A 23,711-nucleotide genomic window follows, 5' to 3' on the forward strand; every position below is an offset into this window, starting at 1 on the left:
CTTGTTGTCGTTTCTTTTTTTATTTATCATTTTTGTGAATTTGTTTGTGTAAATCATCAATTAACGTTTTCACATCATCCTTGATTTCAGGATGTTTTAAAGCGAATTGCATCGTTGTTTGAATGAAGCCAAATTTATCGCCGACATCAAAGCGTTGGCCTTCAAAATCATAGGCAAAAACACGTTGTACTTCATTTAAACTATTGATGGCATCTGTTAATTGGATTTCGCCGCCAGCGCCTGGTTCTTGCGTTTCTAGGAAGTCGAAAATTTGTGGAGTTAATAAGTAACGTCCAAGAATTGCTAGGTCAGATGGAGCTTTGTCTGGATCTGGTTTTTCGACAAAACCTTTTACATTGTATAAGTTCTTGTCGTATTCATTAATTGGATCAATGATACCGTAGCGATATGTTTCCGCGTGAGGAACTGTTTGTACGCCGATTACAGAGCTATGTGTTTTTTCGTATTGATTCATTAATTGTTTGGAACAAGGTGTTTTTGACTCTACAATATCATCGCCTAACATAACGATAAACGGTTCATTGCCGACGAAACCTTTTGCTTGAAGGATGGCATCACCTAGTCCTTTTGGTTTCGCTTGACGAATAAAGTGTAAGTTAATGTTGGTTGTTTGTTCTACTAAATGTAACAATTCAAGTTTATTTTTTTCCCGTAGATTGTTTTCAAGTTCGGGTACGGAATCAAAGTGGTCTTCGATAGCGCGTTTTCCTTTACCTGTAACAATTAAGATGTCCTCGATACCTGATGCTACTGCTTCTTCCACTATGTATTGAATAGTTGGTTTATCCACGATTGGTAAAATCTCTTTAGGCATTGCTTTTGTAGCTGGTAAAAAACGTGTTCCTAAACCAGCTGCTGGAATTACAGCTTTTTTTACTCTCATTTTTAATAATCTCCTTCTAATCTAAAATATATATAGACCCACTTAATTATACGCTATCTGGCTTTGGGTTTACAAGTTTTTAACGGTCATGTGCATAAAATAGCAAGTTTTTACAAAGGGTCTAATTAAAATACATAAAGGCGCAGATCGAAGCTAGTTTGTTATACAAGTTTTATGTTATAATGTAACAGGTCAATATAAAAAACAGTTAAAGGAGATTAGAGGATGATATACGCTCAAATTTTAGCTGGAGGAAAAGGTACGCGAATGGGTAACGTTAGCATGCCAAAACAATTTCTACCTCTAAATGGTAAACCAATTATTGTTCATACCGTTGAAAAATTTATTCTAAATACTCGATTTGATAAAATTCTTATTTCCTCACCGAAAGAATGGATGAACCACGCTGAGGATAATATTAAAAAGTATATTTCTGATGATCGTATTGTTGTTATCGAAGGCGGAGAAGACCGCAATGAAACAATTATGAATGGTATTCGTTTCGTGGAAAAAACATATGGCTTAACAGATGAAGATATTATCGTAACACATGATGCTGTTCGCCCATTTTTAACACATCGAATTATTGAAGAAAATATAGATGCTGCACTGGAAACAGGAGCTGTAGATACTGTTATTGAGGCGCTTGATACAATCGTTGAATCAAGCAATCATCAAGTGATTACAGATATTCCTGTGAGAGACCACATGTACCAAGGTCAAACACCACAAAGCTTCAACATGAAGAAAGTATACAATCATTACCAAAATCTAACTACCGAAAAGAAACAAATTCTAACAGATGCATGTAAAATTTGTTTGCTTGCTGGCGACGATGTGAAGCTTGTTAAAGGCGAAATTTTCAACATTAAAATTACAACGCCTTACGATTTAAAAGTAGCGAATGCGATTATTCAGGAGCGGATAGCCAATGATTAATCAAGTATATAGACTTGTGTCAGAGAGACAGTTTGAAGTTGCCAATGTGGACGAGTCATTAACAGATGATGTGGTAGTTGTTAGACCCACTCATTTATCTATTTGTGCGGCAGATCAACGTTACTATACAGGTTCTAGAGGGAAAGAAATGCTATCTAAAAAACTTCCAATGGCACTTATTCATGAAGGTGTTGGCGAAGTTGTTTATGATGCAACGAAAGAATTCAAACCAGGAACAAAAGTAGTGATGATTCCGAATACGCCTTTTGAAGAAGATCCGGTCGTAGCGGAAAACTATTTGCGTTCAAGCAAATTCCGTTCGAGTGGTTATGATGGTTTAATGCAGGATTATGTCTTCATGCGTAGAGATCGCGTAGTTGCACTTCCAGACGATATTAATATGAAAGTAGCTGCTTTCTCAGAGCTGATTTCCGTTGCAGTGCATGCTATTTTACGTTTTGAAGGAAAAAGTAATGCTAATCGGGAATCGTTTGGTGTATGGGGCGATGGGAACTTAGGTTTTATCACATCCTTACTATTAAAAAATTGGTACCCGGATAGCAAAGTTTATATTTTTGGGAAAACACCTTATAAATTAGACTTCTTTTCTTTTGTTGATGGTGCGTATGCGATTGATGATGTTCCGGCTGATTTAGTTATTGATCAAGCATTTGAATGTGCTGGAGGAATGGGTAGTCAGTATGCGGTAAGTCAAATTATCGATGTCATTAAGCCAGAAGGAACGATTTCCTTACTAGGTGTTTCCGAGTATCCAATTGAATTTAATTCACGTATGGTACTAGAAAAAGGACTTACTGTTTACGGAAGTAGCCGTAGTGGTCGCGTTGACTTTGAGAAAACGGTTGAGTTTTTATCAACAAACAAACGCGGAGTCGAATATTTGCAAAATCTTGTTGGGGAAGTGCATACAGTTCATTCCATTCAAGATGTAATCGAAGCATTTGAAGCTGATTTACGTAGTCCATGGGGCAAAAGCGTTATGGAGTGGAAGATATAATAAAACATTGGGGAGTTTAGGCTAGAAGCTGATGAAATTGTTTGCTAAAGTACATTTAGGAAGCAAGAAAATCGAAGTGGGTTATTCGATTGTCATTTGCGGGTATCCTTAACTTCCCAGCTTTTATATGGAGAGGGAAAAAGAATGAAATTTGCGATTATAATGCCTTTTTATAATGCGGAGAAAAGGTTAGCATTATCCATAGATAGTATAATTAAGCAGTCTTACAGCTTTTTGAAGCATGTTGAAGTACTGCTTATTAATGATGGAAGCACGGATGGAAGTGGCGCTATCGCAAATCGTTACGCTGCAAAATATCCTACTAATATTCGAGTTTTGAGTGTTCCAAATGGTGGTCCTGCAAAAGCTCGCAATATCGGAATACATAATGTAAGCGAGGATACGGATTTTGTTGGCTTTTTAGACGCGGATGATATTATGTCTAGCAATACGCTAGCAAGTATGGTTGCATTTCTAAATGAGTCTGATGTTCCTATGCTTGTGCCAGCTTTTTATTACTTAGATGACTTTGGGAAAAAACAAAAAATTTCACCACATAAATTAAATTACCGTTTTGCAAATGGGAATCGAGTTGCTGATATCGAAAAAGAACCACAAGCAATTCATTTTTATATTGGCGGTACTTTTTTGCGTTATGATTGTTTGAAAGAATTTGCTTTTGATGAGTCGCTTTATTTTGCGGAGGATCAGCTGTTAATTACTCAGTTTTTACTGAAAAATCGGCGTTATGGCTTAATTGCGGATGCGGGTTATTATTACCATCGTGATTTACAGCAAAAAGGCTCGTTAGTAAGTTCGTCGTGGAAAAAGCCAGAACGATACACGCCATTTTTGCAAAAAGTCTACCAAGCTTATTTAGCCGACTCGAAAGAAACATTTGGTAGTGTGATTCCGTATGTGCAGTATTTGATTGCCTATCATGCGAAATTATTTTTCTATAAAGAGAATCGTTTTTTTCGGGAAGTATTGAGTGAAGCAGAGCAAGAGGTTTTTGTGAGGGAATTGCAAAAGGTATTACAAGAAGTCGGAGCTAGTACGATTATGGAACTAGACACGCCGCTTGTAGTCAAAGAAATGATGTGCTCGATTTTACGAAATGGTTGGCCAATCAAATTTGAAACAGCAGAGCAACAAAGTATTCCACTTGTCACCGTAAAAGAAAATTATCGTATCGGAAAAGCCGCCGCGATAGAATTATTGGTGGAGGAAGCTTCCCCACATGATGGCAAATGGATTGCGCGCACTGCGTTCAAAGATGTCCTAGCTCAAATAGTAAAACGGAAAGCAGACCAAACTATTTGGGATATCGTGGTTAGAGAACAAGGTACGATAGAAAAAGTGGTATTTAAATTAAAACCTTACCAAACGAAAGCGCGCCTTTTTTATCAAGCTGCTGAAAAGGAGACGCTGCTTGCTGAGGTCAACGTCGTAAGTAGTATTTTAGGAAAATTAAAACGCAATCGAGCGTTAAAGCGAAAGTTTAAACAGGGGGGAGTATCCTGATGAAGTTAGTGCAAAAAGTGTATTATTTGTTATTTAGAATAGTAGGATGGTTACCTCGGAAAAAAGCCTTAGTTATGTTTGAAAGTTTTTCAGGTAAGCAATATAGTTGTAATCCGCGGGCTATTTTTGAATATATGGAGGAGCATAATCCGGAGTATGAACTCTTGTGGAGTGTTAATCCTAAGTATGTCGATTTATTTGAGGCACACGGGGTTCCTTATGTGAAGCGTTTTTCCGTTAGTTGGTTGTTTAAAATGGGGTTGGCGAAGTACTGGGTTTCTAATAGTCGTCTTCCGCTAGAGTTACCGAAGCCGAAAAACACGATTTATGTTCAAACATGGCACGGTACGCCGCTCAAAAAATTAGGTGTGGATATTGATGAAGTGCATATGCCGGGGCAAACAACAGAGCAATACAAAGCCGATTTTGTGAAGGAAGCGCAGAAGTGGGATTACTTAATTTCACCTAATGCTTATTCTAGCGCGATTTTTAGACGGGCGTTTGGATTTACTGGTGAGATGATTGAGTCGGGCTATCCGCGGAATGATATTTTGTTTAGCGCTGATAAGGAATTGAAAATCGCGAACATCAAAAAAGAATTAGCGCTTCCTGAAGAAAAGAAAGTTATTTTATATGCGCCGACGTGGCGGGATAATGACTTTTATGAAGCTGGAAAATACAAATTTGACTTAAAAATCGATATCGCAAAAATGCAAGAAAAGTTTGGCGATGAAATTGTACTACTTGTCCGGATGCATTATTTAGTTGCGGAACATTTTGATTTTGCCCAGTATGGTGATTTTGTGCGCGATGCTTCAAACCATGAAGATATTCGAGATCTGTATTTAGTTAGCGATTTGTTGATTACTGATTATTCTTCTGTGTTTTTTGATTATGCGAATTTACAGCGCCCAATGTTGTTTTACACATATGACTTGGCAGAATATCGTGATACGTTACGAGGCTTTTACTTTGATTTTGAAAAAAATGCTCCTGGTCCGCTTGTGGAAACGAATGAAGCATTAATGAGCGAACTTGAAAAAATGCTTGAAAATCCACTTAAAATAGAAGACAGCTTTTTGGAGCAGTTTTGTACTTGGGAAGATGGCCATGCAGCAGAGAAAACAGTGAAAATCGTTTTTGCTGAAAAATAGGTGGTGGGAATATTGAAAAAGATAGCGATTTATATTTATATGCTTGCTGTTAAAGTAACCGGCTGTTTCGCGCGAATGTTTTCAGTTAAGGAGAAAGTTGTATTTTTAATAAGTTTTCCGGAAAATCCCACTGCGATTATAAAGCAAATGAACGATATGAAAGTTACACCCAAAACCATTGTTTTCTATGATCCAAGAGTAGATGTGACGGACTTGGATTTTGCTTTTATTCAGCTGAAACCGAAAAATATCAGCCATTTTATCTCGTTAATGTTTCATGTCAACACGGCTAAAGTGGTCATTACAGATAACTATTTTGTGGAATTAGCTGGGCTAAAAGAGCGGGAAAATGTGACTTGTGTCCAAATTTGGCATGCGAATGGGGCTTTGAAAAAATTTGGTTGGGAAGATAAGGCTGCGCAAAAAAGAAGCGCCGCCGATAAAAAACGGTTCCAAGCAGTATATCAACGTTTTTCGAAAGTACTTGTTGGATCTGACGAAATGGCAGCAATTTTCCAAAAGTCGTTTTTACTAGATGATTCGCAGATGTTGAAGCTAGGTGTTCCAAGGACGGACAATTTTTTCAATCAGCAGCAATTGAAGGGAAACGCGGACTGGACTTGTACCAAATTGAACCTTTCTGACAAAAAGAAATTATTATATGCGCCGACTTTTCGAGATGAGGAGCTGCATAGTACTCGTTTACACTTAGATATTGCCAAAATGAAGCAAGCACTCGGAAATGACTATCAGCTAATCTTAAAATTGCATCCATCTATGAGCAATGATTTAGATAAAGTGGACGATGATTTTGTCGTCTATGCGGATAAAGAGACGCCGATTGAAACGATTCTGCCGGTAGTGGACATTTTAATTACCGATTATTCGTCCATTCCATTTGAATTCGCGCTACTGGAAAAACCGATTATCTTTTTCACGTATGATTTGGAAGAATATGATCAAGCTAGAGGGCTATCAGATGGCTTTTTAAAGGCGATTCCCGGCCCTTGTGTTGCTACGACAGATGAACTAATCCACGTAATTCAGCAAGATGCTTTTGATTTAGAAACTGTACGGACTTTTGCGGCAAAATGGAATAAATATTCAGACGGACATTCCAGCGAGCGCTTCGTATCTTTTTTGAAAGAACAGCTGGAAAAGTAGGGCTCTTAACAAGTAGAGAAATTTTTGTTTTCTTGATATACTACTAAAGAAAGTAGGTGGGCTGATGAAGAAAGTAATTACATATGGCACATTTGATTTAATTCACTGGGGGCATATTCGTTTATTAGAACGAGCAAAAGCTTTGGGTGATTACCTTATTGTAGCCATTTCAACAGATGAATTTAATCGAATCAAACACAAAGAGGCATACCATAACTTTGAACATCGCAAGTTAATTTTAGAGGCGATTAGATATGTCGACGAAGTGATTCCAGAAAGTAACTGGGAACAAAAATTAGAAGATGTGAAAAATCGTGATATTGATATTTTTGTGATGGGTGATGATTGGGAAGGTGAGTTTGACTTCTTAAAACCTTATTGTGAAGTTGTTTATTTACCACGCACAGATGGTATTTCTACTTCCAAGATTAAAGACGATTTAAAATAGTAGCAGCACAAAACAGGCGGGCCGATAATGTTCAATCATTAGGTGGTAGGCTTGTTTTGTGCTATTATTATGTATAAATGATAACGAAAAGAACTAGTTATGTTAGGAGCAGAAGAAATGACAAATTTATTTCAAGATGATAGTCTAACGCTGCATACAGACTTATACCAACTAAATATGATGAAAGCGTATTTTGACGATGGACTTCATGAGCGTAGATCGGTATTTGAAGTGTTTTTCCGAGATATGCCATTTGATTCAGGTTTTGTTGTGTTTGCTGGGCTGGAACGAATTATTAATTATATGCAAAATTTGCGTTTTACAGAAACAGACATTACTTATTTACACGACGAACTTGGCTTTGATGGGCCTTTCTTAGAATATTTACGTAACTTTAAATTTAAAGGAAATATTCTTGCCGCAAAAGAGGGGGAATTCGTTTTTAAAACGGAGCCAATCCTTCAAGTGGAAGCGAGTCTGGCCGAAGCTCAATTAATCGAAACAGCTCTACTTAATATTGTGAATTTCCAAACGCTAATCGCGACAAAAGCGGCGCGAATTCGTTCGGTGATTGACGACGAAACGTTTGCGGAATTTGGTACAAGACGCGCGCAAGAAATGGACGCGGCTATTTGGGGTACACGCGCGGCTTATATTGGCGGTTGTGATTCCACAAGTAATGTTCGCGCTGGGAAAATTTTTGGCATTCCGGTGTCTGGTACGATGGCACATGCGATGGTTCAAGCTTACCGCGACGAACTTGAAGCATTTAGAAGCTACGCAAAAACACATTTTGATTCCATTTTCTTAGTAGATACATATGATACGCTAAAATCTGGTGTGCCAAATGCGATTAAAGTTGCCAAAGAAATGGGCGATAAAATCAACTTTATCGGCATCCGCTTAGATAGCGGCGATATGGCCTTCCTATCCAAAAAAGCGCGCCAAATGTTAGACGAGGCTGGCTTTCCAGAAGCGAAAATCTTTGCTTCAAGTGACCTAGATGAACATACCATTTTATCGTTAAAAGCCCAAAAAGCGAAAATCGATTCATGGGGCGTTGGCACAAAACTAATCACCGCTTATGACCAACCAGCACTTGGAGCAGTTTACAAAATGGCTGCGATAGCTGATGAAAATGATATTTTACAAGATTCGATTAAACTTTCAAGTAATACCGAAAAAGTTTCGACTCCGGGTAAAAAGAAAGTTTACCGAATTATTACGAATGAAGATGGCTTGAAAGCAGAAGGTGATTATATTGCTTTAGCGGACGAATCACTGGAGAATGTCGATAAATTAACGATGTTCCACCCAGTTCATACGTATATTATGAAAACAGTCGAGAATTTCACCGCGCGTGAGCTACTTGTGCCAATTTTCCAAGATGGGGAACTTGTGTATGATATGCCGACTTTAGATGAAATTAAAGCTTATAAAGAAGAAAACTTGGCGCTGCTTTGGGATGAGTACAAACGAACCGTTCGTCCAGAGCAATACCCAGTTGATTTAAGTGTAAAATGTTGGAAAAACAAGATGCGCAATATCGAAAAAGTACGTAAAAGTGTCCAACTTCATTCACCAGTTGAACTAGATATGCCGTTTTAGGAGGAATTATAATGGAAATCAGGGAAAGAATTTTAGCAGATATGCAAGTGGCAGAAACGATTGATGCGCACGAAGAAATTAGAAAAAGTGTCGAGTTTTTAAAAGCATATTTAAAAAAGAATACGTTCTTAAAAAGCTTTGTTCTTGGAATTTCTGGTGGGCAAGATTCGACTTTAACAGGAAAACTAGCACAGATGGCGATAAGTGAAATGCGGGAAGAAACTGGCGACGAGGAGTATCAGTTTTTCGCTGTGAGCTTACCATACGGAACACAACTAGATGAATCGGACCGTCAAGACGCACTGAACTTTATGGAACCAGATAATCGTTTAACCGTGAACATTAAAGCTTCAGTTGACGCGAGTGTTGCGGCGCTGAAAGAAGCGGGAATCGAACTATCTGATTTCGCCAAAGGAAATGAAAAAGCGCGCGAACGGATGAAAGTCCAATACGCGATTGCTGCAATGCGTAAAGGTGTCGTTGTTGGAACAGACCACTCGGCAGAAGCTATTACCGGCTTTTATACAAAATACGGCGACGGTGGAACGGACATTAACCCACTGTTCCGTTTGAATAAAAGACAAGGCAAGGCGCTTCTCAAAGAACTTGGCTGCCCAGAGCATCTCTATTTGAAAAAACCGACTGCAGATTTAGAAGATAATAAGCCAGCTTTACCGGACGAGGTTGCGCTTGGTGTGACTTACGACCAAATTGACGATTACTTGGAAGGCAAAGAAGTTCCAGCAGATGCTGCGGCAAAAATTGAGAACTGGTTTATGAAAACCGAGCATAAACGCCATATGGCAATTACTATATTTGATGATTTCTGGAAATAGGAGGTTGTTTAAATGAAAGTTGGTTACGGGTTATTAACTGCATTTTATACACATCCAGGAGAGCGAGATCATTTAGTGAAGATTTTGCTTGAAGCAGCAGAAAGTTTGGACGAATATAATACGTGCATTCAGTATATCGTCAGCGAATCCGAAAACGAAGCAGATACGGTCTTTGTTTCTGAAATTTGGGTCGACAAAGGGCACCACGAAGCCTCTCTTGATAACCCTGCTGTAAAAGCGATGATTGAACGTGCCAAACCATTAATAAAAGAAGTAAAACGAATACAAGAATTAGACATACTCGGCGGAAAAGGCGTATAAGCTTAACAACAAGAATGATTCTGGGACTTTCCTGGGATCATTTTTTTGGAGGGATGACAAATGCAAACGTTGATGATTGTTTGTGCTGGCGGCGCGACTTCCAGCTTAATGGCACAAAACGTAGTGAAAAGTGCTACGTCAGAAGGAATGGACGCGGTTTTACTATTTCCTGATGATGTGAAATATAAAGATAGTTTTCGTGAAAAATATAGCGCGCGGGATTTAGTTGTCGTCATGGGACCGGTCGGCGCGATTACGGCCGGGAAATTCCGCGATTATAAAGAACAAGTCGATGCAGTTTTAGTAGCGCCCCAAGTGAAATATATGTACAAAACGGTGGAGGAAGTATTAGGCGAACTGAATATTCCTTGCGCCAATATTAATTCACTCGATTTCGGTCGGATGCGCGGCGACAAGATTCTCACGCAAGGTCTAGCCTTGATGAACGCGAAAAATTCCAAATAAGGTGTTGCAACTTTAGAGGGGAAACGTTAAAATGAAAGAAGATGAAAAGGACAAGTGATTTGTCCTTTTCTTATATTATTGTGAAGTAACCGCAGTTTTGCGGTTTCATTTTATAGATAAGGGTGGTTTTGTTTAAAATTATGAAAGACTTTACCGAGCAAGAGAAAATTATCGTTCTAGATTTTGGTAGTCAGTACAATCAACTAATTACGCGCCGCATTCGTGAATTCGGTGTGTATAGTGAATTACATCCGCATACTATTACAGTTGAAGAAATGAAAGCACTAAATCCAACGGGGATTATTTTTTCAGGAGGACCTAACAGTGTGTATGACGAAGATGCCTTCCGCGCTGACGAAAGAATCTTTGACATGGGAATTCCGATTTTAGGAATTTGTTATGGCATGCAATTAATGACAACGCACTTTGGTGGCAAAGTGGAACGTGCGAAAGACCGCGAATACGGGAAAGCGGACATTCACGTCGAAAAACCAAGTCGTTTATTTGCTGGACTACCAACCGATCAAGTTGTTTGGATGAGTCACGGCGATTTAGTCGTTGAGGAGCCTGCTGGTTTTGAAGTAACAGTTACTAGTAAATCTTGCCCAATTGCAGGTATTGCGGACGAAGAACGTTCACTTTACGGCGTGCAATTCCACCCAGAAGTACGTCACTCCGTTTACGGCAACGAATTACTGAAGAATTTTGCATTAAATGTTTGTGGCTGTAAAGGCGACTGGACAATGGAAAACTTTAGTGAAGTAGAAATCGCAAAAATCCAAGAAATCGTAGGCGACAAAAAAGTCTTGCTTGCCCTTTCTGGCGGTGTAGATTCCTCTGTTGTTGGTGTGTTAATTCATAAAGCAATTGGCGACCAATTAACATGTATCTTCGTAGACCACGGCCTTCTTCGTAAAGGGGAAGCTGACCAAGTAATGGAGACATTACAAGGCGAATTCAACATGAACATCATCAAAGTAGACGCGAAAAAACGCTTCATGGACAAACTTGCTGGCGTTTCCGATCCAGAGCAAAAACGTAAAATCATCGGCAACGAATTCATTTACGTATTTGACGATGAAGCCAACAAATTAGATGGCGTAGAATTCCTTGCACAAGGAACACTCTACACAGACATCATCGAAAGTGGTACAGCAACTGCCCAAACAATCAAGTCTCACCACAACGTAGGCGGCTTACCAGAAGATATGCAATTTAAACTAATCGAACCATTAAATACACTTTTCAAAGATGAAGTTCGCGCACTAGGAACCGAACTTGGCATGCCTGACGCAATCGTTTGGCGCCAACCTTTCCCAGGCCCAGGCTTAGGAATCCGTGTTCTTGGCGAAATTACTGAAGAAAAATTAGAGATTGTTCGTGATTCTGATTACATCTTGCGCGAAGAAATTAAAAACGCAGGCTTAGAACGCGAAATCTGGCAATATTTCACAGCACTTCCAAATATCCGTAGCGTTGGTGTTATGGGTGATGGTAGAACGTATGACCATACTGTGGTTGTTCGTGCGGTGACGAGTATTGATGGTATGACAGCGGATTGGGCACGTATTCCTTGGGATGTGCTGGAGAAGATTTCAGTGCGGATTGTGAATGAAGTGGATCATGTGAATCGTGTTGTTTATGATATTACGAGTAAACCACCAGCTACGGTTGAGTGGGAATAAGAAACCAAGCCCTAAAACCTCAGTGATGTTGAGGTTTTAGGGCTTTTTCTATATGGAGTGACAACAGTTTTAGTCATATTAAATTTCGTAAAGAATGAAAAATTTCAAATGGAATACAGATGATTTTAGCAATATATAAATTAACTTGTGAAAACAAGAGCTAAAGGTTTTTATGATTTTTCTAAAAATAAATTATAAAATTTTTTATGGGAGTTTGTACTTGTTTTATTATTTGTTGCCTTTAAATGAGAACTTAAAAAGAAGAAAAAAACTGTATATAGTTACTTTAACAATTAGAAATATTTTGATAAGATTCAAGTATATAAAGAAGGAGGTTAATTTGTGGAATTTCATAAACAACTTGAAGTTGAGCGTAAGAAAGCGGGATTAACTTTGAAAAAACTTGCTCAAATAATAACAGAAAATACTGGTAATATTATAACAAGTGATAGATTACGAAATTGGGAACTTGGCATATCAGATATAGATATTTCTTCTCTAAGTTATTTATGCAAACTTTATAATATTAGTGCTGATAATTTCTTGGATTGTGAGGTTGAGCCGGACTTAGATTTGAAACAACAGTATTATCATTTTGGAAAACAAATCAATGATTGTTGTCAGGTGGACAATATTTTTGAGTTTTTGAAAGTATATGATATAGCAGAGTTTAAAGATTGGTTCTTTGTTCCCAAATATGATATTATTGCGCGAACGTATGAGGATAATTTGAAAGAAGATGGTATAGAAGATATAGAATTATATCGATGTAAAGCAGCGCTAGATAATCTGACATTTTGGATGATTGATAATTTATTAGATAAAGAAGGTACACCAGAAGATGTTAATGAAATTCTATATATAGATAGATCAGGAAAATTGAGTGTTACGGGTACTAGAGATCCAGTAAATATACAACAAGTAATGGTCGAAATAGAAAGCCTAAGTACTGATCTTATATCTATGTTACAGGATTCAGTTTTCGAGGAGAAAGGGGTAGACCTTTGGCAATACATATGAAGCTGAAAGAAGAACGTAAAAGAAAGCAATGGACACAAAATGTATTAGCTGAAAAGATAGGTGTCTCAAGAGAAGTTGTTGGTAGGTGGGAACGTTTAGAATCAATGCCAACATTAAAAAATTGCAAGAGTATATGTAGAGTTTTCGACATAACAATGGACTACTTAATAAAAGATGAGATAGATACAAAAGATAACCAATTAAAATATATGAAACTTGGTAAAGATATTTTGGATTTAGCTAATGAGAGATATCCAATAGATTTTATTAGAAAGTATCATATTATATCCAAAGAAGAGATATTTGCAATACCTCGTAAAAAAGGCTTGGATTTTTTGAGTAAAGTTAGGACAAATCTTGAAAAAGAGGATATAGGTGAAGACAGAAGAGAGTTAAGAAATTATATGAGGAAATTTATCTTTAGCTGGTATAAGTTTGACAAAGTAAGATTTCAATTGGCAAAAAGTCAGAAATTGAAAAGCTTGGAAATAAATGCTGTTTTATTTTCACAAGATGAGATAGAAAGTAAGATAGTGGAAGACTATCCGGAAAGACCAGTTATGCTATTAAGAGACCTAATGGTTAATCGTTTAGAGAAATATTTATGTAAAGAATATAGCATTGATGTTAATTCTATATCAAAAGATTATGAGTTTGAAAATGAGGTTAGTGAGCAAATCTATAAATTAGTAAAATGAAAAGTAAAAAATTTCAAATGATTAAGATTTGAATGATTAAAAAATAGGAGTGTGATCAATTGGATTTTTATAAAGAAGTTGAAAAAATATTCAAAGGATACGAGCAAAATTATCAATTGAAGCTTGCTAAAATAGATAATAATGAAGTTGCTTTCATCGGAGAAAATTATGCTTTAGGTATAGGATGGAGCACGGACGGGGTGGATTTGCATTATTTCAAACTAGATAATTCGACACTCAGTAAATTTAGTTTGGATAATTTATTGAACGCAAAGTTAACTCAAACAGAACGAGAAGGGCTACTTCCCAGTACGACAATTTACGAGAAAATAATGAATGAATTAATAATCTGCGAAAGAGGATTCAATAATCATTTTCAAGAATTGCTAACGGGTGAAACATTAAGTGGCTATGGTAATAATGAATTTGTTTCGAGTTTGGAGAAGCGTATTATTGAACGTGAACTTTTGTCTCATTAATACTGATTAATAGGAGAACCGCATTATTTTCATGAATTTGATTGCCAAAAATCTTAAATACAAAAAATAACAAAGTTGGTGGATTTAATGGAGTTTAAGCACGAAGTAGAAAATAACTTTGCGGATATAATTCAAGAATATCAATTTAACTTAATTAAAGTAAATGAAGACGAAATAATGTTGTTACACCCTAATTACGCGCTAACGATTTGGAAAAGCAGAGAAGGTATTGATATTTATTATCTGTTTCTTCACAGCTTAGAAAAAGTGAAAATAACCAATTTCTTATTTTTAAATTATGAAAAAGATTTGTTAGCCAATATAACTCCTGCAAATAATTTGACCAACCAAATTTCTAATAGCTTACTTATTCATGCGAGAGGTTTAAGCAAATATTTCCCTGATTTATTATCTGGTCAAAATGACTGGGTGAAGAAGTTTAAAGAGAATAAGTTTTATAATGAGCCGAGAGCTATTAACAAAGACGAGTATTCAGCCTATCAAACTATTATAAAAAATATCAACGGCAAAAAAATTGAAGGATTTCAAAATGAGATATGAAGCTGATTTTATAAATAGATTCCAACCATTAATAGAAGAATATAAGTTGAATTATAAAGTTATATCTGAAGAGGAGCTAGCACTTTTTGGTTCTAATTTTGCGCTTGTTTTTTTGATTCATTTTGATGAAGTTTCTTTGAATTATGTATCTCGTGATAAAGATAATTCGCTTGTTAGTTATGATGTATGGTCTTATTTTTACATGTCTTTGATGATAAAGATAGGGAGAATTTGCCAAAATATGATTCTGTGCGGGGACGAGTTGATGTTTCATTTTTAATACTTGCAAGAGGTCTTCCGCGTCATTGGAGCAGTGTGCTTAGTGGAGATGACAAATGGTTGGAAGATTATAAGCAATATGAATTGGCCGGTGTTCCTAGAAAGGTAATCGGGGGCTTGAAGGATGGTTTGAGTTTATATATTTAATTAAGAAGCCTAATTGATAAATTCAGAGGAGTTCAACCATGAAAATAGATAATAACTCAAAAGAAATAATTCTTAAAAAGAGTGAATTTTTATTCCATAATGGTTTTAAATTAATAGAAATAACGGATGCAGTTATCACATTTTCAAATAAGAAACTTGCTTTTGTAAGAAGAAATCAGACGCTGCTTTCTCAGAATAAATTAGATAATATATTGGAGTTACTTGATTATGCTGAAAAAAATTATGCTAAAGTTAACAACTTACAATTTTGCCAAGAAAGTAGAGAAATGGTAGAAGAGTTCTTGAAATAATAGTGACTGGCATGCGGGAAGTAAACAAAGGCTTAAAATCTTAGAATCATGAAGAGTTTTAGGGCTTTCATTATAAGTGGACAAGGAGATTATTCATGCTAAAAAAAGTTGATACCAAATATTTCCCACTGATTCTAACATCATTGCTTTCATCGGCGACTTTTCACCCATTGAAAGCACTTGAACTTTATAATAACAACAATAGCTGTACCCTTTATACTACCCCTGAAAATAATGGATTAATAGGAGTGCGAATGTCCAGAAATTATTGTGAGATACTTCATATTGCTGTCTCGCCATCGTTTCAAGAAAGAGGAATAGCGAGTCTGATGATTCAACAGATTATTAATCTCAATTCCAGTATAGAAATAATTATTGTGGAAACTGACTCAGAAGCAGTCATTTTTTATGAAAAATTCGGTTTTCGTTCGATAAAACTTCCTTCTAAATATCCCAACGTTACTAGATTTTTTTGTGTATATAATTTGAAAAACACTTAGTAAATAGTTGAAAGCTGCTTAAAAATTTGATAAATTTAATTTTACTACTATGCTTATACTCTATCACGAAAGAAGGAAAAAAACATGTTATCCGATATCCCTATTACCATTCCTAATAAAACCGCCCAAACAAAATACAATAATCTAGTTAAGAAAATGTCTTTTAAATCAAAAGTAGATATGGAGTCATTGCTTGATTTGATTAAAATTTTGTATATAAACAAATATTATGAAGAGGCGCTTTTGTGTTGCGAACTGACTAATGAAGTAGAATTTGATAGTGATTTTGATGTTTGGACATTTATACATGGGATTTGGATGTTTGAAATGAAAATACTTGTACAATTAGGCAAGAGTGAGAAGGCTGAAGAAATTGCCATTAAAATAGATGGACATTTTAAAATTCCAATGAAAATATGGAACACTCCTGAAAAAAGATATGCTCAGTATAAAAAGAATCGTTCTCGAATCGTTCTCGCGGATCTTAGCTATGAAGAAAAAATCAACAGCACGCCTAGAGGAAAGACTGGAGAGTTTGATTGGAAATTCGTTGCATTATCAAGCCTTATAGAACCAATGACTTTGAAAAATATGCCTGCCGTTTCAATTAAAGAAGCAGAAGAAATATTTTCGCAGTATTCATTAGAGTTACAGCAAACGAAAAAGTATGGTGTCTCTTAATAATTACATTTGTTGACGATACTTTTATAGTTTCAGAAAAGCGGCGCACATCATGGATGTAGTCGTTTTTTTGTATTAAGGAATATCTGTATAATGCATACAATTCTGATAGACTATTCACAAAATTTCTTTTTATTTCACCAATAATATTGTAAAATGGACTATGGGAGATTCAATTACGAGAGGAGAGTAGAAAATCAATTATACACAAAAGGGTAAGTTGATTTCGCTAATTTCTAGTTTATGCTGTAAAACCTTTAACAAATTAAAAACATCATGGGATTTTTGTGTCTCGAACAACAACGTATAAACAGCAGTGTAATCCAACATACTAATTTTAAAGGAGCGTAACTTTATGAATGAATTTCCGGTTGTTTATGAGCCAGAGTATATGACAATTTATTTGCTTGTTATCATCGGTGTGTTTTCTGCAACATTGGCTTTATCGCTTGAAAAATATAAGTTCTCTTTAGCGGGGAAAGCGTTGATTGGGATGTGTTTTATCTCCCTAGCAGTTTTATTTATATATGTTTTAGAGTTAGCATATCTTTCCGATACAGCTGATTTGTTATTTCAGACAATAGGTGTTTGGGAAGTAGTGCTCTTCACACACCCATATATTTTCCTAATTCTTGCAATCTTACTCGGCGGGGAAAAGAAACCGCCGCATGTATCAAAACTTAAAAAAAATAAACTATCTTAAAATTACTGCACGAAAAGGAGATTATCAAATGAGTATTACAGAAGAAGAATTTGAAGAACAAGTTTCGGAGCTATTTATTCATTATCTAGAAAAATGTACACCGGAAGAAATCCATCAAGTGGTGGTAGAATGGAATTTTGATAATCCTAAGAAACCGATTTATTGGATTGCGAATTCGCCAAAAACGGATAAAGGAACGGCGTTAATGTTATTTTGGTTAATGGAGCCGGACTTTGCTTATCAGTTTGAAACAAGAGAAGAGATGGCTGAAAAAAGCAGTTGGTATGAGGAAGATTTTGATATTGTAACTGTTCTGGAGAAAAATTACTTAGATGGGTTCTATCAAAATCAAGCATATGGTTACACACCACCAGCCGAGTTTCAAGATGAAGAAATGAAAAGACCGATTGCGCGTGAAATGTTTCTTGCTTTGAACGGGATGGGAATTTCTGAGTCGGCGGATTGGGCAGATGGTTTTCCTCCTGAATTGCAGGAACGGTATAATGAACTAGCTGAGTCAGTGGAAGAGTAAATATTGTTACTTTCATTTTTAAAGCTGGATATATATAAATAAGCGACTACTCTTTGCGGAGTGAGTCGCTTTTTTGTTCTAAGACTAAAGGGTTGATAAATGTATATAACGGGAAAAGTACTTTTAAACTAGCATTTTTCGCGAAAAAATGAATTTTTTGTGAAAAACGGCGATAAAGTATGAAAAGACTAATAGAAATATGTACTAATATGCTAGATGCCGCATGATATAATTATGAATGTTTTCAAGAGGTTTAATAGTTGCAAGAGGAATGAAATAAGTTTTTGAAACAGGAGGGACTAAATAATGAAAAGCGAAGAATCGAATAATAGGCTAAAAAAGCTGCGTTCATATATGGGAATCAAAAATGTGATAGGTTTTCTTTTTCTGATTAGTTTCATGATTGTTATTGGCACTAGTAATCAACTAGATGTGCAGGCGGAAAATCTCACTCAACCAACAGCGATTAATGAAATTTTTCCAGATCCTGCTTTAGCGGATGCAATGAGAAGTCGATTAGGTAAAGCCAGTGTAACAGATATAGTATCACAAAATGAGTTAGACCAGCAGACAGGAATTAATGTACCGGAGGAAGGAATAAAAGATTTGGAGGGGATACAGTACTTAAATAATCTATCTAGTTTATATGTATACTTTAACGAGATAACTGATATCAGTGTAATATCAAAATTATATAATTTAAAACATGTGTATTTGGATGAAAATCAAATCAATGATATTAGTGCGTTATCTAACTTAACGAATTTAACAGAATTGAGTTTGGGTTCAACTCAGATAAGTGATATCAGTGCATTATCGAATCTAACAAATCTAACGGCCTTATCTTTATCTGATAATCAATTAAATAATCTGGACGCATTATCTGGCTTACAGAATCTAAAGGTTTTGAATTTGGTGAAAACGCAGACGAGCGATATTAGTGCATTGTCAGGTTTAACGAATCTAGATAATTTGTATTTAGGCTATAATCAGATAAGTGATATCAGTACGTTGTCAGGTTTGAAGAACTTGGAAAATTTGTATTTAGAGCATAATCAAATACGTGATATCAGCCCACTATCAAGTTTAACTAAACTAACAGGTTTAAGTTTATTCAAGCAGGAAATAATGAACGATCCAATTATGTATAACCCAGCGATTACGATATCTAATGATATTAAGGATGTGTCAGGGTCTTTAATAGCTCCAGCAACAATTAGTGATAATGGGACTTATACTAATCCGAATATTACGTGGAATCTATCAAGCTATCTCAATGAAGTAAGCTATACTTTTAGGCAAACAGTAACTGTCGGAAACGCAACAGATGATTTTTATGGAACAGTAAGACAACCACTTCAAGCAATACCGGTAGATTATACAGCGACCTTTGATGTTAATGGAACGGAAACTAAAGAATCGGTTGAAACTGGGGATTTTTTAACAGAACCAGCTGAACCGACCAAAGAAGGCTACACATTTATTGGTTGGTACGATGCGAAAACAGGCGGAAATAAGTGGGATTTCAGCACAGATAAAATGCCAGCGGAAGATATGACTTTGTACGCCCAGTTTAGTATTAATGATTACACAGCTACTTTTGATGTAGATGGGAAAAAAACGACAGAACTTGTCAATTATCAGTCCAAGTTGTCAGCTCCGGCAGAACCGAAAAAAGTAGGTTACACGTTTACAGGTTGGTATGACACGAAAACAGGCGGAAATAAATGGGATTTCGCTACGGGTAAAATGCCAGCAAGGAATATGACTTTATACGCCCAGTTTAGTATTAATAAGTATATTGCCACATTTGATGTAGATGGGAAGACAACGACAGAACTCGTCAATTATCAATCAATACTCTCAGCTCCCGCCGAACCGACCAAAGAAGGCTACACATTTACGGGTTGGTTTGATGCGAAAACAGGTGGAAATAAATGGGATTTTGCGGCGGATACAATGCCAGCGAGCGATATGACTTTATATGCGCAATTTAAAAAAACAGACGGAGAATTTTCTGTAAATGAGCCAGGAAATAAGGATAAGTCATCAAAGGGGAGCAAACAAACAAATGCTGTAAATACTTTACCAAAAACTGGTGATACAAGATCATTTTGGTTTTTAGCTGGAATACTATTTGTAGGTATGGGAGCTAGAATGATGAAAAAATCTAGACAAATATAGAAGCTTGAGTCAACACTCCTTAAATTCGGGGTGCTGGCTCTTTTTATTTTCCTAAATAAACAAGAAATGCGCATTGCTTTATATGGATGAAGTTAGTATAATCGTTTTAATCAACAAGGTAGAGCAGGAGGGATTGAATGAAGTCGCAGCAGTCATTTATGGTGGAGGTTACCTTTTATTCTCAGACAAGAAAAACGATTCCAGAAGCGGGGTATCGGCCGCATTTTGTGATGGAGTTGGATGAGGAAAAGGAATATTTAGGCGTTGAAATTTACGATATAGAAGTGGATGCGCTGGATTCGGCGGGCTATGCCATGTGTACTTTTTTATATGAGCAAGAGGGCGTAGGTTATAGTAAGATTCAAGCAAATAAGTCTTTTATGGTTATGGAGGGTGCGAATGTTGTTGGGAGAGGAACAGTAATTAATTTTCCGATTGATTAATAATTCTCAACTCAGTTATAATGGATAGGCAAACAAAAATTACTTTCAGGAGTGTTGATATGACGGAGCAAGAACAGAAAGATTATTTACTCGAAAAAGTAGTAGCTTATTGTCAGAAGTGGAATGCTTTTGAAGCGGATATTTTTGATCGGCACAGTATGGAAGAGGCGGAATTAAGAAAAGAATTTCCTGGTGTGGATTTTCATTATGCGAAAAGAACGGATTGGTTTAAAAATTTTGCAAGCTTAATAACGCCACTTTTTGATGAATATTGCACGGATAAGCATCGCGCGTATGTGGATGTGAATCAACATAGTTTTGGTTTTCCGGTGAAATTTAATGGGGTCGAGGATTCGGTCGAAGCGAACGTGGAGTTGAAAAACAAAAATCGGGCGGAGGTTTATATTAAAACTGAAACCAATTTTGATGATGAATACTTGTTTGTGCTTTTGCGTAAAGCCGATGAGTGGAAAATTGATAGTTATAAAAATAGAAGATATCGCAGTGAAAAATGGCAAAACAAACTGCTTTAAGATAGTTATTATTTTGGAGGTATAGTAATGGACAACGAGAAGATAGCGACACAAGAAAAAGCGATTTGGGAAGAGTTTCTTTCTGGGGCAAGTGCAGAAGATTTATTTCGGTCAGTGGTAACGGCGAGTTATGGTGATATTAGTTTGGATTCTCCGCTTACAAAGAAAATAGTGAATGATGCTAGTGTGGATAAAGCGGTGGCGCTGGCTTTTTACTGGAGATTAGCTCCGCGTTATAAAAAGCAGTATGCGACTATTCAGGATGTTCCAGAGTGGTTAGAAGAAGAATTTCAGTTGATTACGATTTTGGAAGAGAAATTTGTGAATGGTTTTTATCAAAAGGAAGAAATTTATTATGATCCTAAATCGGATTTTGAAACGGATTGGACGATTGATTATTTAGAATGCGATCCGGAAAAAACATTGCCGAGTGTGATGGAGCAGGCGATTAATGGGGATGCTTTCGTTGATGAGCCTTATAGTATTTTTGAAGATGGGTTGCCTTTTGCTTTAGCTGAGAAGATTTCTGAGTTGTATTAATCACGTATTCTAATAAGTATAGGTGGTAGTTGAATTTGAAGACATATACAAAAACGAGTGAATTGTATCATAATGCTTGTCTGGAGATTTGTGCGCAAATAAAGGAAACTGGGTTTAAATTTGTGAAGAGTCAAATGACGATTAAAAAACAGACCCCGCCGTTCACCTTTGAAATTTGTTTGGAGTCTAGTAATTTAAACCGAATTGATAGTAGCAAAAATGAGGGACATGTTTTGCTACGGTTTGGATGCTTTATTTTTGATAAAAAGACGAAGCAAGACTTATTTTATATTTCACCGTGTACGTTAATGGGTTTAGCTGATTATGAATTGTTTGCACCTACTGGGGAAAAAAATACGGATGCGATTAACGATATAGTTGGTTTTATTAATGATAAATTTATACCAGTCGTTCAAATGATTGCGTCAGATCCACAAGCTTTGTTGGAATTATACTCTAAAAAGCCAAAAATGCACTATGATAATTATTTCTATATTTGTGAAAGAGACTTATTTTTACTTTTTGAGCGAGCGGACCTATTGCCAGTTTATGATGCGTATATGGAGAAATATAAGCAGGGTGCATCTCGAAGTAAACGACAACGATGGAAGAAATATTTGCTAACAGAGATAGATTTCTCGCTTTCTGAAATGGAAAAAGCTGAATCGCTGCTACTGTTAAATGAAATTTCAAAGCTAATGGCGAAGCATACGGAAGTGAAGGGAAATGAACTTTTAGAGGAATCTTTTGATTGTTTGATTCATAATAAATATGACTCTAATCAGGAATGGTTAGTTGAGTATTATATGTTTATAGTTGAAAGTAGTGAATTTATACAAGATAAAGTTATTAAGCAAAAAATAGGTGCGCAAATGAGTAAAATAAATCCGTTGCAAAATTAGTAGAAAACGAAAAATTAGGCTATAACCAGCATACACAATGACTGAGGAGGAAGAATTTTGATTCCATCTTATTTGAAAAACACTGCTAAAGAGGTAAGCATTAATGATTTTCTTAATGTAGAAATTGTAACAACAAGTAACGAGGAAACTTTTGAGATTTTATATTGTGGAACGCTTAAAGAAATAGAAGGTGATCAGTTAATTACTGGGGAAGCATACGAAATCCCATTAAAAATTATAGCAAAAAGCAATTTATCTGGGAAAGAAATTTTGCTTTATGATGGCGCATATTATGGGTATGATAGTATGTTTAGTGATGAGTTTGAGGAAGAGGCTACGCAAAATAGAGAATTACAAAAATATCCTATAAATAATTTATCTAACATTCGTTTATCAATAGGAATTGGCATTGATTATGAATCAGAGAAAGAAGATTATGAATTTGACGGAAATGGCAATGTAGTCCTAATTGATGATAGACATATCCCATGGGAACAAGTGAAAACGGACGGTTTTGATTTTCTTGAAATAACAGCAACAGATGAAAATGGGGAGTCTTTATTAATTTTGACAGAAGAACTTGCTTAAATAAAAAATAGGAAGTTGAAAAATGATACTTATAAATAAACGAGCGGAAAATCAAGATTACCAAACAATTTTAGCGATTTGGGAAAAGTCGGTTATCGCAACGCATGATTTTTTAACTGCGGAAGATAGGCAGTTTTATAAAGAGCAGATTCCGGGATTTTTAGATCATGTGGAGTTACTTTTGTGGTTTTCTGGTGAAGAAGTCGTTGGTTTTAGTGGGACGAGTGAGCGGGAACTAGATATGCTTTTTATTGATCCGGCGTTTACAGGTCAAGGTTTTGGAAGTAAGATTCTTGCTTGGTTGATGGAAGAGAAGCAGATAAATCAAGTGGATGTGAATGAACAGAACGAAAATGCCAAGCGGTTTTATTTGAAGCATGGGTTTGTGGTTGCTTCTAGGAGTGAAGTTGATGGATTTGGGAAGGCGTATCCTATACTTCATTTGAAAAGGGCGTTTGAGAAGTGAAAGTAAAAGAAAATACCTTTGCTAGCTTCATGTAAAATGAATCTAGCGTTTTTTTATACTTGCAAAAGGTCGTCTGTG

Annotated in this window: 28 protein-coding genes and 1 pseudogene; 28 read left to right on the forward strand and 1 reads right to left on the reverse strand. The window is 36.2% G+C overall.

Features of this window, described 5'->3' with window-relative positions:
* Positions 1-19: 19 nt before the first annotated feature.
* Positions 20-904 carry a UTP--glucose-1-phosphate uridylyltransferase GalU gene (gene galU, locus HCX62_RS04055; protein ID WP_185637119.1) on the reverse strand — a complete coding sequence of 295 codons (885 nt, stop codon included), beginning with the start codon at positions 902-904 and terminating at the stop codon, positions 20-22.
* A gap of 225 nt (positions 905-1,129) precedes the next feature.
* Here galU and HCX62_RS04060 point away from each other — a divergent pair, with 225 nt between their 5' ends.
* The 28 genes and pseudogenes from HCX62_RS04060 to HCX62_RS04195 all read left to right on the forward strand — a co-directional run bounded on the left by HCX62_RS04060 (position 1,130) and on the right by HCX62_RS04195 (position 23,633).
* Positions 1,130-1,843, forward strand: coding sequence for an IspD/TarI family cytidylyltransferase (locus HCX62_RS04060; RefSeq protein WP_185502576.1), 714 nt, complete (start codon positions 1,130-1,132; stop codon positions 1,841-1,843).
* Entirely contained in the window at positions 1,836-2,861 is a 1,026-nt protein-coding gene (locus HCX62_RS04065; RefSeq protein WP_185503718.1) for a ribitol-5-phosphate dehydrogenase, read from the forward strand. The genes HCX62_RS04060 and HCX62_RS04065 overlap by 8 nt, the downstream gene beginning before the upstream one ends.
* Before the next feature lie 144 nt (positions 2,862-3,005).
* Positions 3,006-4,385 carry a glycosyltransferase family 2 protein gene (locus HCX62_RS04070; RefSeq protein ID WP_185637120.1) on the forward strand — a complete coding sequence of 460 codons (1,380 nt, stop codon included), beginning with the start codon at positions 3,006-3,008 and terminating at the stop codon, positions 4,383-4,385.
* On the forward strand, positions 4,385-5,539 hold the full coding sequence (locus HCX62_RS04075; protein WP_185637121.1) for a CDP-glycerol glycerophosphotransferase family protein: 1,155 nt from the start codon (positions 4,385-4,387) through the stop codon (positions 5,537-5,539). The genes HCX62_RS04070 and HCX62_RS04075 overlap by 1 nt, the downstream gene beginning before the upstream one ends.
* Positions 5,540-5,551: 12 nt before the next feature.
* On the forward strand, positions 5,552-6,703 hold the full coding sequence (locus tag HCX62_RS04080; RefSeq protein ID WP_185637122.1) for a CDP-glycerol glycerophosphotransferase family protein: 1,152 nt from the start codon (positions 5,552-5,554) through the stop codon (positions 6,701-6,703).
* Positions 6,704-6,767: 64 nt separating this feature from the next.
* The gene (gene tagD, locus HCX62_RS04085) at positions 6,768-7,151 is read left to right on the forward strand and encodes a glycerol-3-phosphate cytidylyltransferase (protein WP_003724631.1); all 384 of its coding nucleotides are present in this window, start codon (positions 6,768-6,770) and stop codon (positions 7,149-7,151) included.
* Positions 7,152-7,268: 117 nt separating this feature from the next.
* Positions 7,269-8,759: a nicotinate phosphoribosyltransferase gene (locus HCX62_RS04090; RefSeq protein ID WP_185506303.1), complete on the forward strand. Its 1,491-nt coding sequence runs from the start codon at positions 7,269-7,271 to the stop codon at positions 8,757-8,759.
* Between the two features lie 11 nt (positions 8,760-8,770).
* Entirely contained in the window at positions 8,771-9,595 is an 825-nt protein-coding gene (gene nadE, locus HCX62_RS04095) for an NAD(+) synthase (protein ID WP_185604170.1), read from the forward strand.
* Between the two features lie 12 nt (positions 9,596-9,607).
* Positions 9,608-9,916 (forward strand): putative quinol monooxygenase, encoded by a 309-nt coding sequence (locus HCX62_RS04100; RefSeq protein ID WP_185637123.1) that lies wholly within the window; start codon positions 9,608-9,610, stop codon positions 9,914-9,916.
* Positions 9,917-9,976: 60 nt separating this feature from the next.
* Positions 9,977-10,381 carry a PTS sugar transporter subunit IIB gene (locus tag HCX62_RS04105; protein WP_185572820.1) on the forward strand — a complete coding sequence of 135 codons (405 nt, stop codon included), beginning with the start codon at positions 9,977-9,979 and terminating at the stop codon, positions 10,379-10,381.
* Between the two features lie 128 nt (positions 10,382-10,509).
* Positions 10,510-12,066, forward strand: coding sequence for a glutamine-hydrolyzing GMP synthase (gene guaA / locus HCX62_RS04110; protein ID WP_077951517.1), 1,557 nt, complete (start codon positions 10,510-10,512; stop codon positions 12,064-12,066).
* A 342-nt stretch (positions 12,067-12,408) separates the two neighbouring features.
* Positions 12,409-13,086 carry a helix-turn-helix domain-containing protein gene (locus HCX62_RS04115; RefSeq protein WP_185637124.1) on the forward strand — a complete coding sequence of 226 codons (678 nt, stop codon included), beginning with the start codon at positions 12,409-12,411 and terminating at the stop codon, positions 13,084-13,086.
* Positions 13,071-13,784 carry a helix-turn-helix domain-containing protein gene (locus HCX62_RS04120; protein WP_185637125.1) on the forward strand — a complete coding sequence of 238 codons (714 nt, stop codon included), beginning with the start codon at positions 13,071-13,073 and terminating at the stop codon, positions 13,782-13,784. The genes HCX62_RS04115 and HCX62_RS04120 overlap by 16 nt, the downstream gene beginning before the upstream one ends.
* Positions 13,785-13,843: 59 nt before the next feature.
* Complete coding sequence (locus HCX62_RS04125; RefSeq protein WP_070244260.1) at positions 13,844-14,263, forward strand: hypothetical protein; 420 nt, start codon at positions 13,844-13,846, stop codon at positions 14,261-14,263.
* Positions 14,264-14,350: 87 nt separating this feature from the next.
* Positions 14,351-14,824, forward strand: a complete 474-nt coding sequence (locus HCX62_RS04130) for a hypothetical protein (protein WP_185637126.1) — start codon at positions 14,351-14,353, stop codon at positions 14,822-14,824.
* Positions 14,814-15,250: pseudogene (locus HCX62_RS04135) on the forward strand (hypothetical protein). Before HCX62_RS04130 ends, HCX62_RS04135 begins: the two are co-directional and overlap by 11 nt.
* 38 nt (positions 15,251-15,288) lie before the next feature.
* Complete coding sequence (locus HCX62_RS04140; protein ID WP_185637127.1) at positions 15,289-15,561, forward strand: hypothetical protein; 273 nt, start codon at positions 15,289-15,291, stop codon at positions 15,559-15,561.
* 95 nt (positions 15,562-15,656) lie between these two features.
* On the forward strand, positions 15,657-16,061 hold the full coding sequence (locus HCX62_RS04145; protein WP_185637128.1) for a GNAT family N-acetyltransferase: 405 nt from the start codon (positions 15,657-15,659) through the stop codon (positions 16,059-16,061).
* A gap of 84 nt (positions 16,062-16,145) precedes the next feature.
* Positions 16,146-16,742 (forward strand): DUF6707 family protein, encoded by a 597-nt coding sequence (locus tag HCX62_RS04150; protein WP_185637129.1) that lies wholly within the window; start codon positions 16,146-16,148, stop codon positions 16,740-16,742.
* Positions 16,743-17,097: 355 nt separating this feature from the next.
* On the forward strand, positions 17,098-17,445 hold the full coding sequence (locus HCX62_RS04155; RefSeq protein ID WP_185637130.1) for a hypothetical protein: 348 nt from the start codon (positions 17,098-17,100) through the stop codon (positions 17,443-17,445).
* A 28-nt stretch (positions 17,446-17,473) separates the two neighbouring features.
* Positions 17,474-17,977: a DUF4274 domain-containing protein gene (locus HCX62_RS04160; RefSeq protein WP_185637131.1), complete on the forward strand. Its 504-nt coding sequence runs from the start codon at positions 17,474-17,476 to the stop codon at positions 17,975-17,977.
* A 306-nt stretch (positions 17,978-18,283) separates the two neighbouring features.
* The gene (locus HCX62_RS04165; RefSeq protein WP_185637133.1) at positions 18,284-20,161 is read left to right on the forward strand and encodes an InlB B-repeat-containing protein; all 1,878 of its coding nucleotides are present in this window, start codon (positions 18,284-18,286) and stop codon (positions 20,159-20,161) included.
* Between the two features lie 137 nt (positions 20,162-20,298).
* Complete coding sequence (locus HCX62_RS04170; protein ID WP_185637135.1) at positions 20,299-20,604, forward strand: hypothetical protein; 306 nt, start codon at positions 20,299-20,301, stop codon at positions 20,602-20,604.
* Positions 20,605-20,663: 59 nt separating this feature from the next.
* Positions 20,664-21,137: an NTF2 fold immunity protein gene (locus HCX62_RS04175; RefSeq protein WP_185637137.1), complete on the forward strand. Its 474-nt coding sequence runs from the start codon at positions 20,664-20,666 to the stop codon at positions 21,135-21,137.
* Between the two features lie 27 nt (positions 21,138-21,164).
* The gene (locus HCX62_RS04180; RefSeq protein ID WP_185637139.1) at positions 21,165-21,677 is read left to right on the forward strand and encodes a DUF4274 domain-containing protein; all 513 of its coding nucleotides are present in this window, start codon (positions 21,165-21,167) and stop codon (positions 21,675-21,677) included.
* A 35-nt stretch (positions 21,678-21,712) separates the two neighbouring features.
* On the forward strand, positions 21,713-22,579 hold the full coding sequence (locus HCX62_RS04185) for a hypothetical protein (protein ID WP_185637141.1): 867 nt from the start codon (positions 21,713-21,715) through the stop codon (positions 22,577-22,579).
* 54 nt (positions 22,580-22,633) lie between these two features.
* Positions 22,634-23,167, forward strand: a complete 534-nt coding sequence (locus HCX62_RS04190) for a hypothetical protein (protein WP_185638021.1) — start codon at positions 22,634-22,636, stop codon at positions 23,165-23,167.
* A gap of 22 nt (positions 23,168-23,189) precedes the next feature.
* Positions 23,190-23,633, forward strand: a complete 444-nt coding sequence (locus HCX62_RS04195) for a GNAT family N-acetyltransferase (protein ID WP_185637143.1) — start codon at positions 23,190-23,192, stop codon at positions 23,631-23,633.
* The last annotated feature ends 78 nt before the right edge of the window (positions 23,634-23,711 follow it).

It is taken from the genome of Listeria swaminathanii, from assembly GCF_014229645.1.
Lineage (GTDB): Bacteria > Bacillota > Bacilli > Lactobacillales > Listeriaceae > Listeria > Listeria swaminathanii.

Bases quoted from the DNA above. Each gene is read 5' to 3' on its own strand.
- HCX62_RS04180 (WP_185637139.1), top strand. From the start codon at position 21,165: ATGGACAACGAGAAGATAGCGACACAAGAAAAAGCGATTTGGGAAGAG.
- HCX62_RS04060 (WP_185502576.1), top strand. From the start codon at position 1,130: ATGATATACGCTCAAATTTTAGCTGGAGGAAAAGGTACGCGAATGGGT.
- HCX62_RS04145 (WP_185637128.1), top strand. From the start codon at position 15,657: ATGCTAAAAAAAGTTGATACCAAATATTTCCCACTGATTCTAACATCA.
- tagD (WP_003724631.1), top strand. From the start codon at position 6,768: ATGAAGAAAGTAATTACATATGGCACATTTGATTTAATTCACTGGGGG.
- galU (WP_185637119.1), bottom strand. From the start codon at position 904: ATGAGAGTAAAAAAAGCTGTAATTCCAGCAGCTGGTTTAGGAACACGT.
- HCX62_RS04160 (WP_185637131.1), top strand. From the start codon at position 17,474: ATGAGTATTACAGAAGAAGAATTTGAAGAACAAGTTTCGGAGCTATTT.
- HCX62_RS04140 (WP_185637127.1), top strand. From the start codon at position 15,289: ATGAAAATAGATAATAACTCAAAAGAAATAATTCTTAAAAAGAGTGAA.
- HCX62_RS04100 (WP_185637123.1), top strand. From the start codon at position 9,608: ATGAAAGTTGGTTACGGGTTATTAACTGCATTTTATACACATCCAGGA.
- nadE (WP_185604170.1), top strand. From the start codon at position 8,771: ATGGAAATCAGGGAAAGAATTTTAGCAGATATGCAAGTGGCAGAAACG.
- HCX62_RS04195 (WP_185637143.1), top strand. From the start codon at position 23,190: ATGATACTTATAAATAAACGAGCGGAAAATCAAGATTACCAAACAATT.
- HCX62_RS04155 (WP_185637130.1), top strand. From the start codon at position 17,098: ATGAATGAATTTCCGGTTGTTTATGAGCCAGAGTATATGACAATTTAT.
- HCX62_RS04090 (WP_185506303.1), top strand. From the start codon at position 7,269: ATGACAAATTTATTTCAAGATGATAGTCTAACGCTGCATACAGACTTA.
- HCX62_RS04150 (WP_185637129.1), top strand. From the start codon at position 16,146: ATGTTATCCGATATCCCTATTACCATTCCTAATAAAACCGCCCAAACA.
- HCX62_RS04130 (WP_185637126.1), top strand. From the start codon at position 14,351: ATGGAGTTTAAGCACGAAGTAGAAAATAACTTTGCGGATATAATTCAA.
- HCX62_RS04175 (WP_185637137.1), top strand. From the start codon at position 20,664: ATGACGGAGCAAGAACAGAAAGATTATTTACTCGAAAAAGTAGTAGCT.
- HCX62_RS04070 (WP_185637120.1), top strand. From the start codon at position 3,006: ATGAAATTTGCGATTATAATGCCTTTTTATAATGCGGAGAAAAGGTTA.
- HCX62_RS04065 (WP_185503718.1), top strand. From the start codon at position 1,836: ATGATTAATCAAGTATATAGACTTGTGTCAGAGAGACAGTTTGAAGTT.
- HCX62_RS04165 (WP_185637133.1), top strand. From the start codon at position 18,284: ATGAAAAGCGAAGAATCGAATAATAGGCTAAAAAAGCTGCGTTCATAT.
- HCX62_RS04105 (WP_185572820.1), top strand. From the start codon at position 9,977: ATGCAAACGTTGATGATTGTTTGTGCTGGCGGCGCGACTTCCAGCTTA.
- HCX62_RS04170 (WP_185637135.1), top strand. From the start codon at position 20,299: ATGAAGTCGCAGCAGTCATTTATGGTGGAGGTTACCTTTTATTCTCAG.
- HCX62_RS04075 (WP_185637121.1), top strand. From the start codon at position 4,385: ATGAAGTTAGTGCAAAAAGTGTATTATTTGTTATTTAGAATAGTAGGA.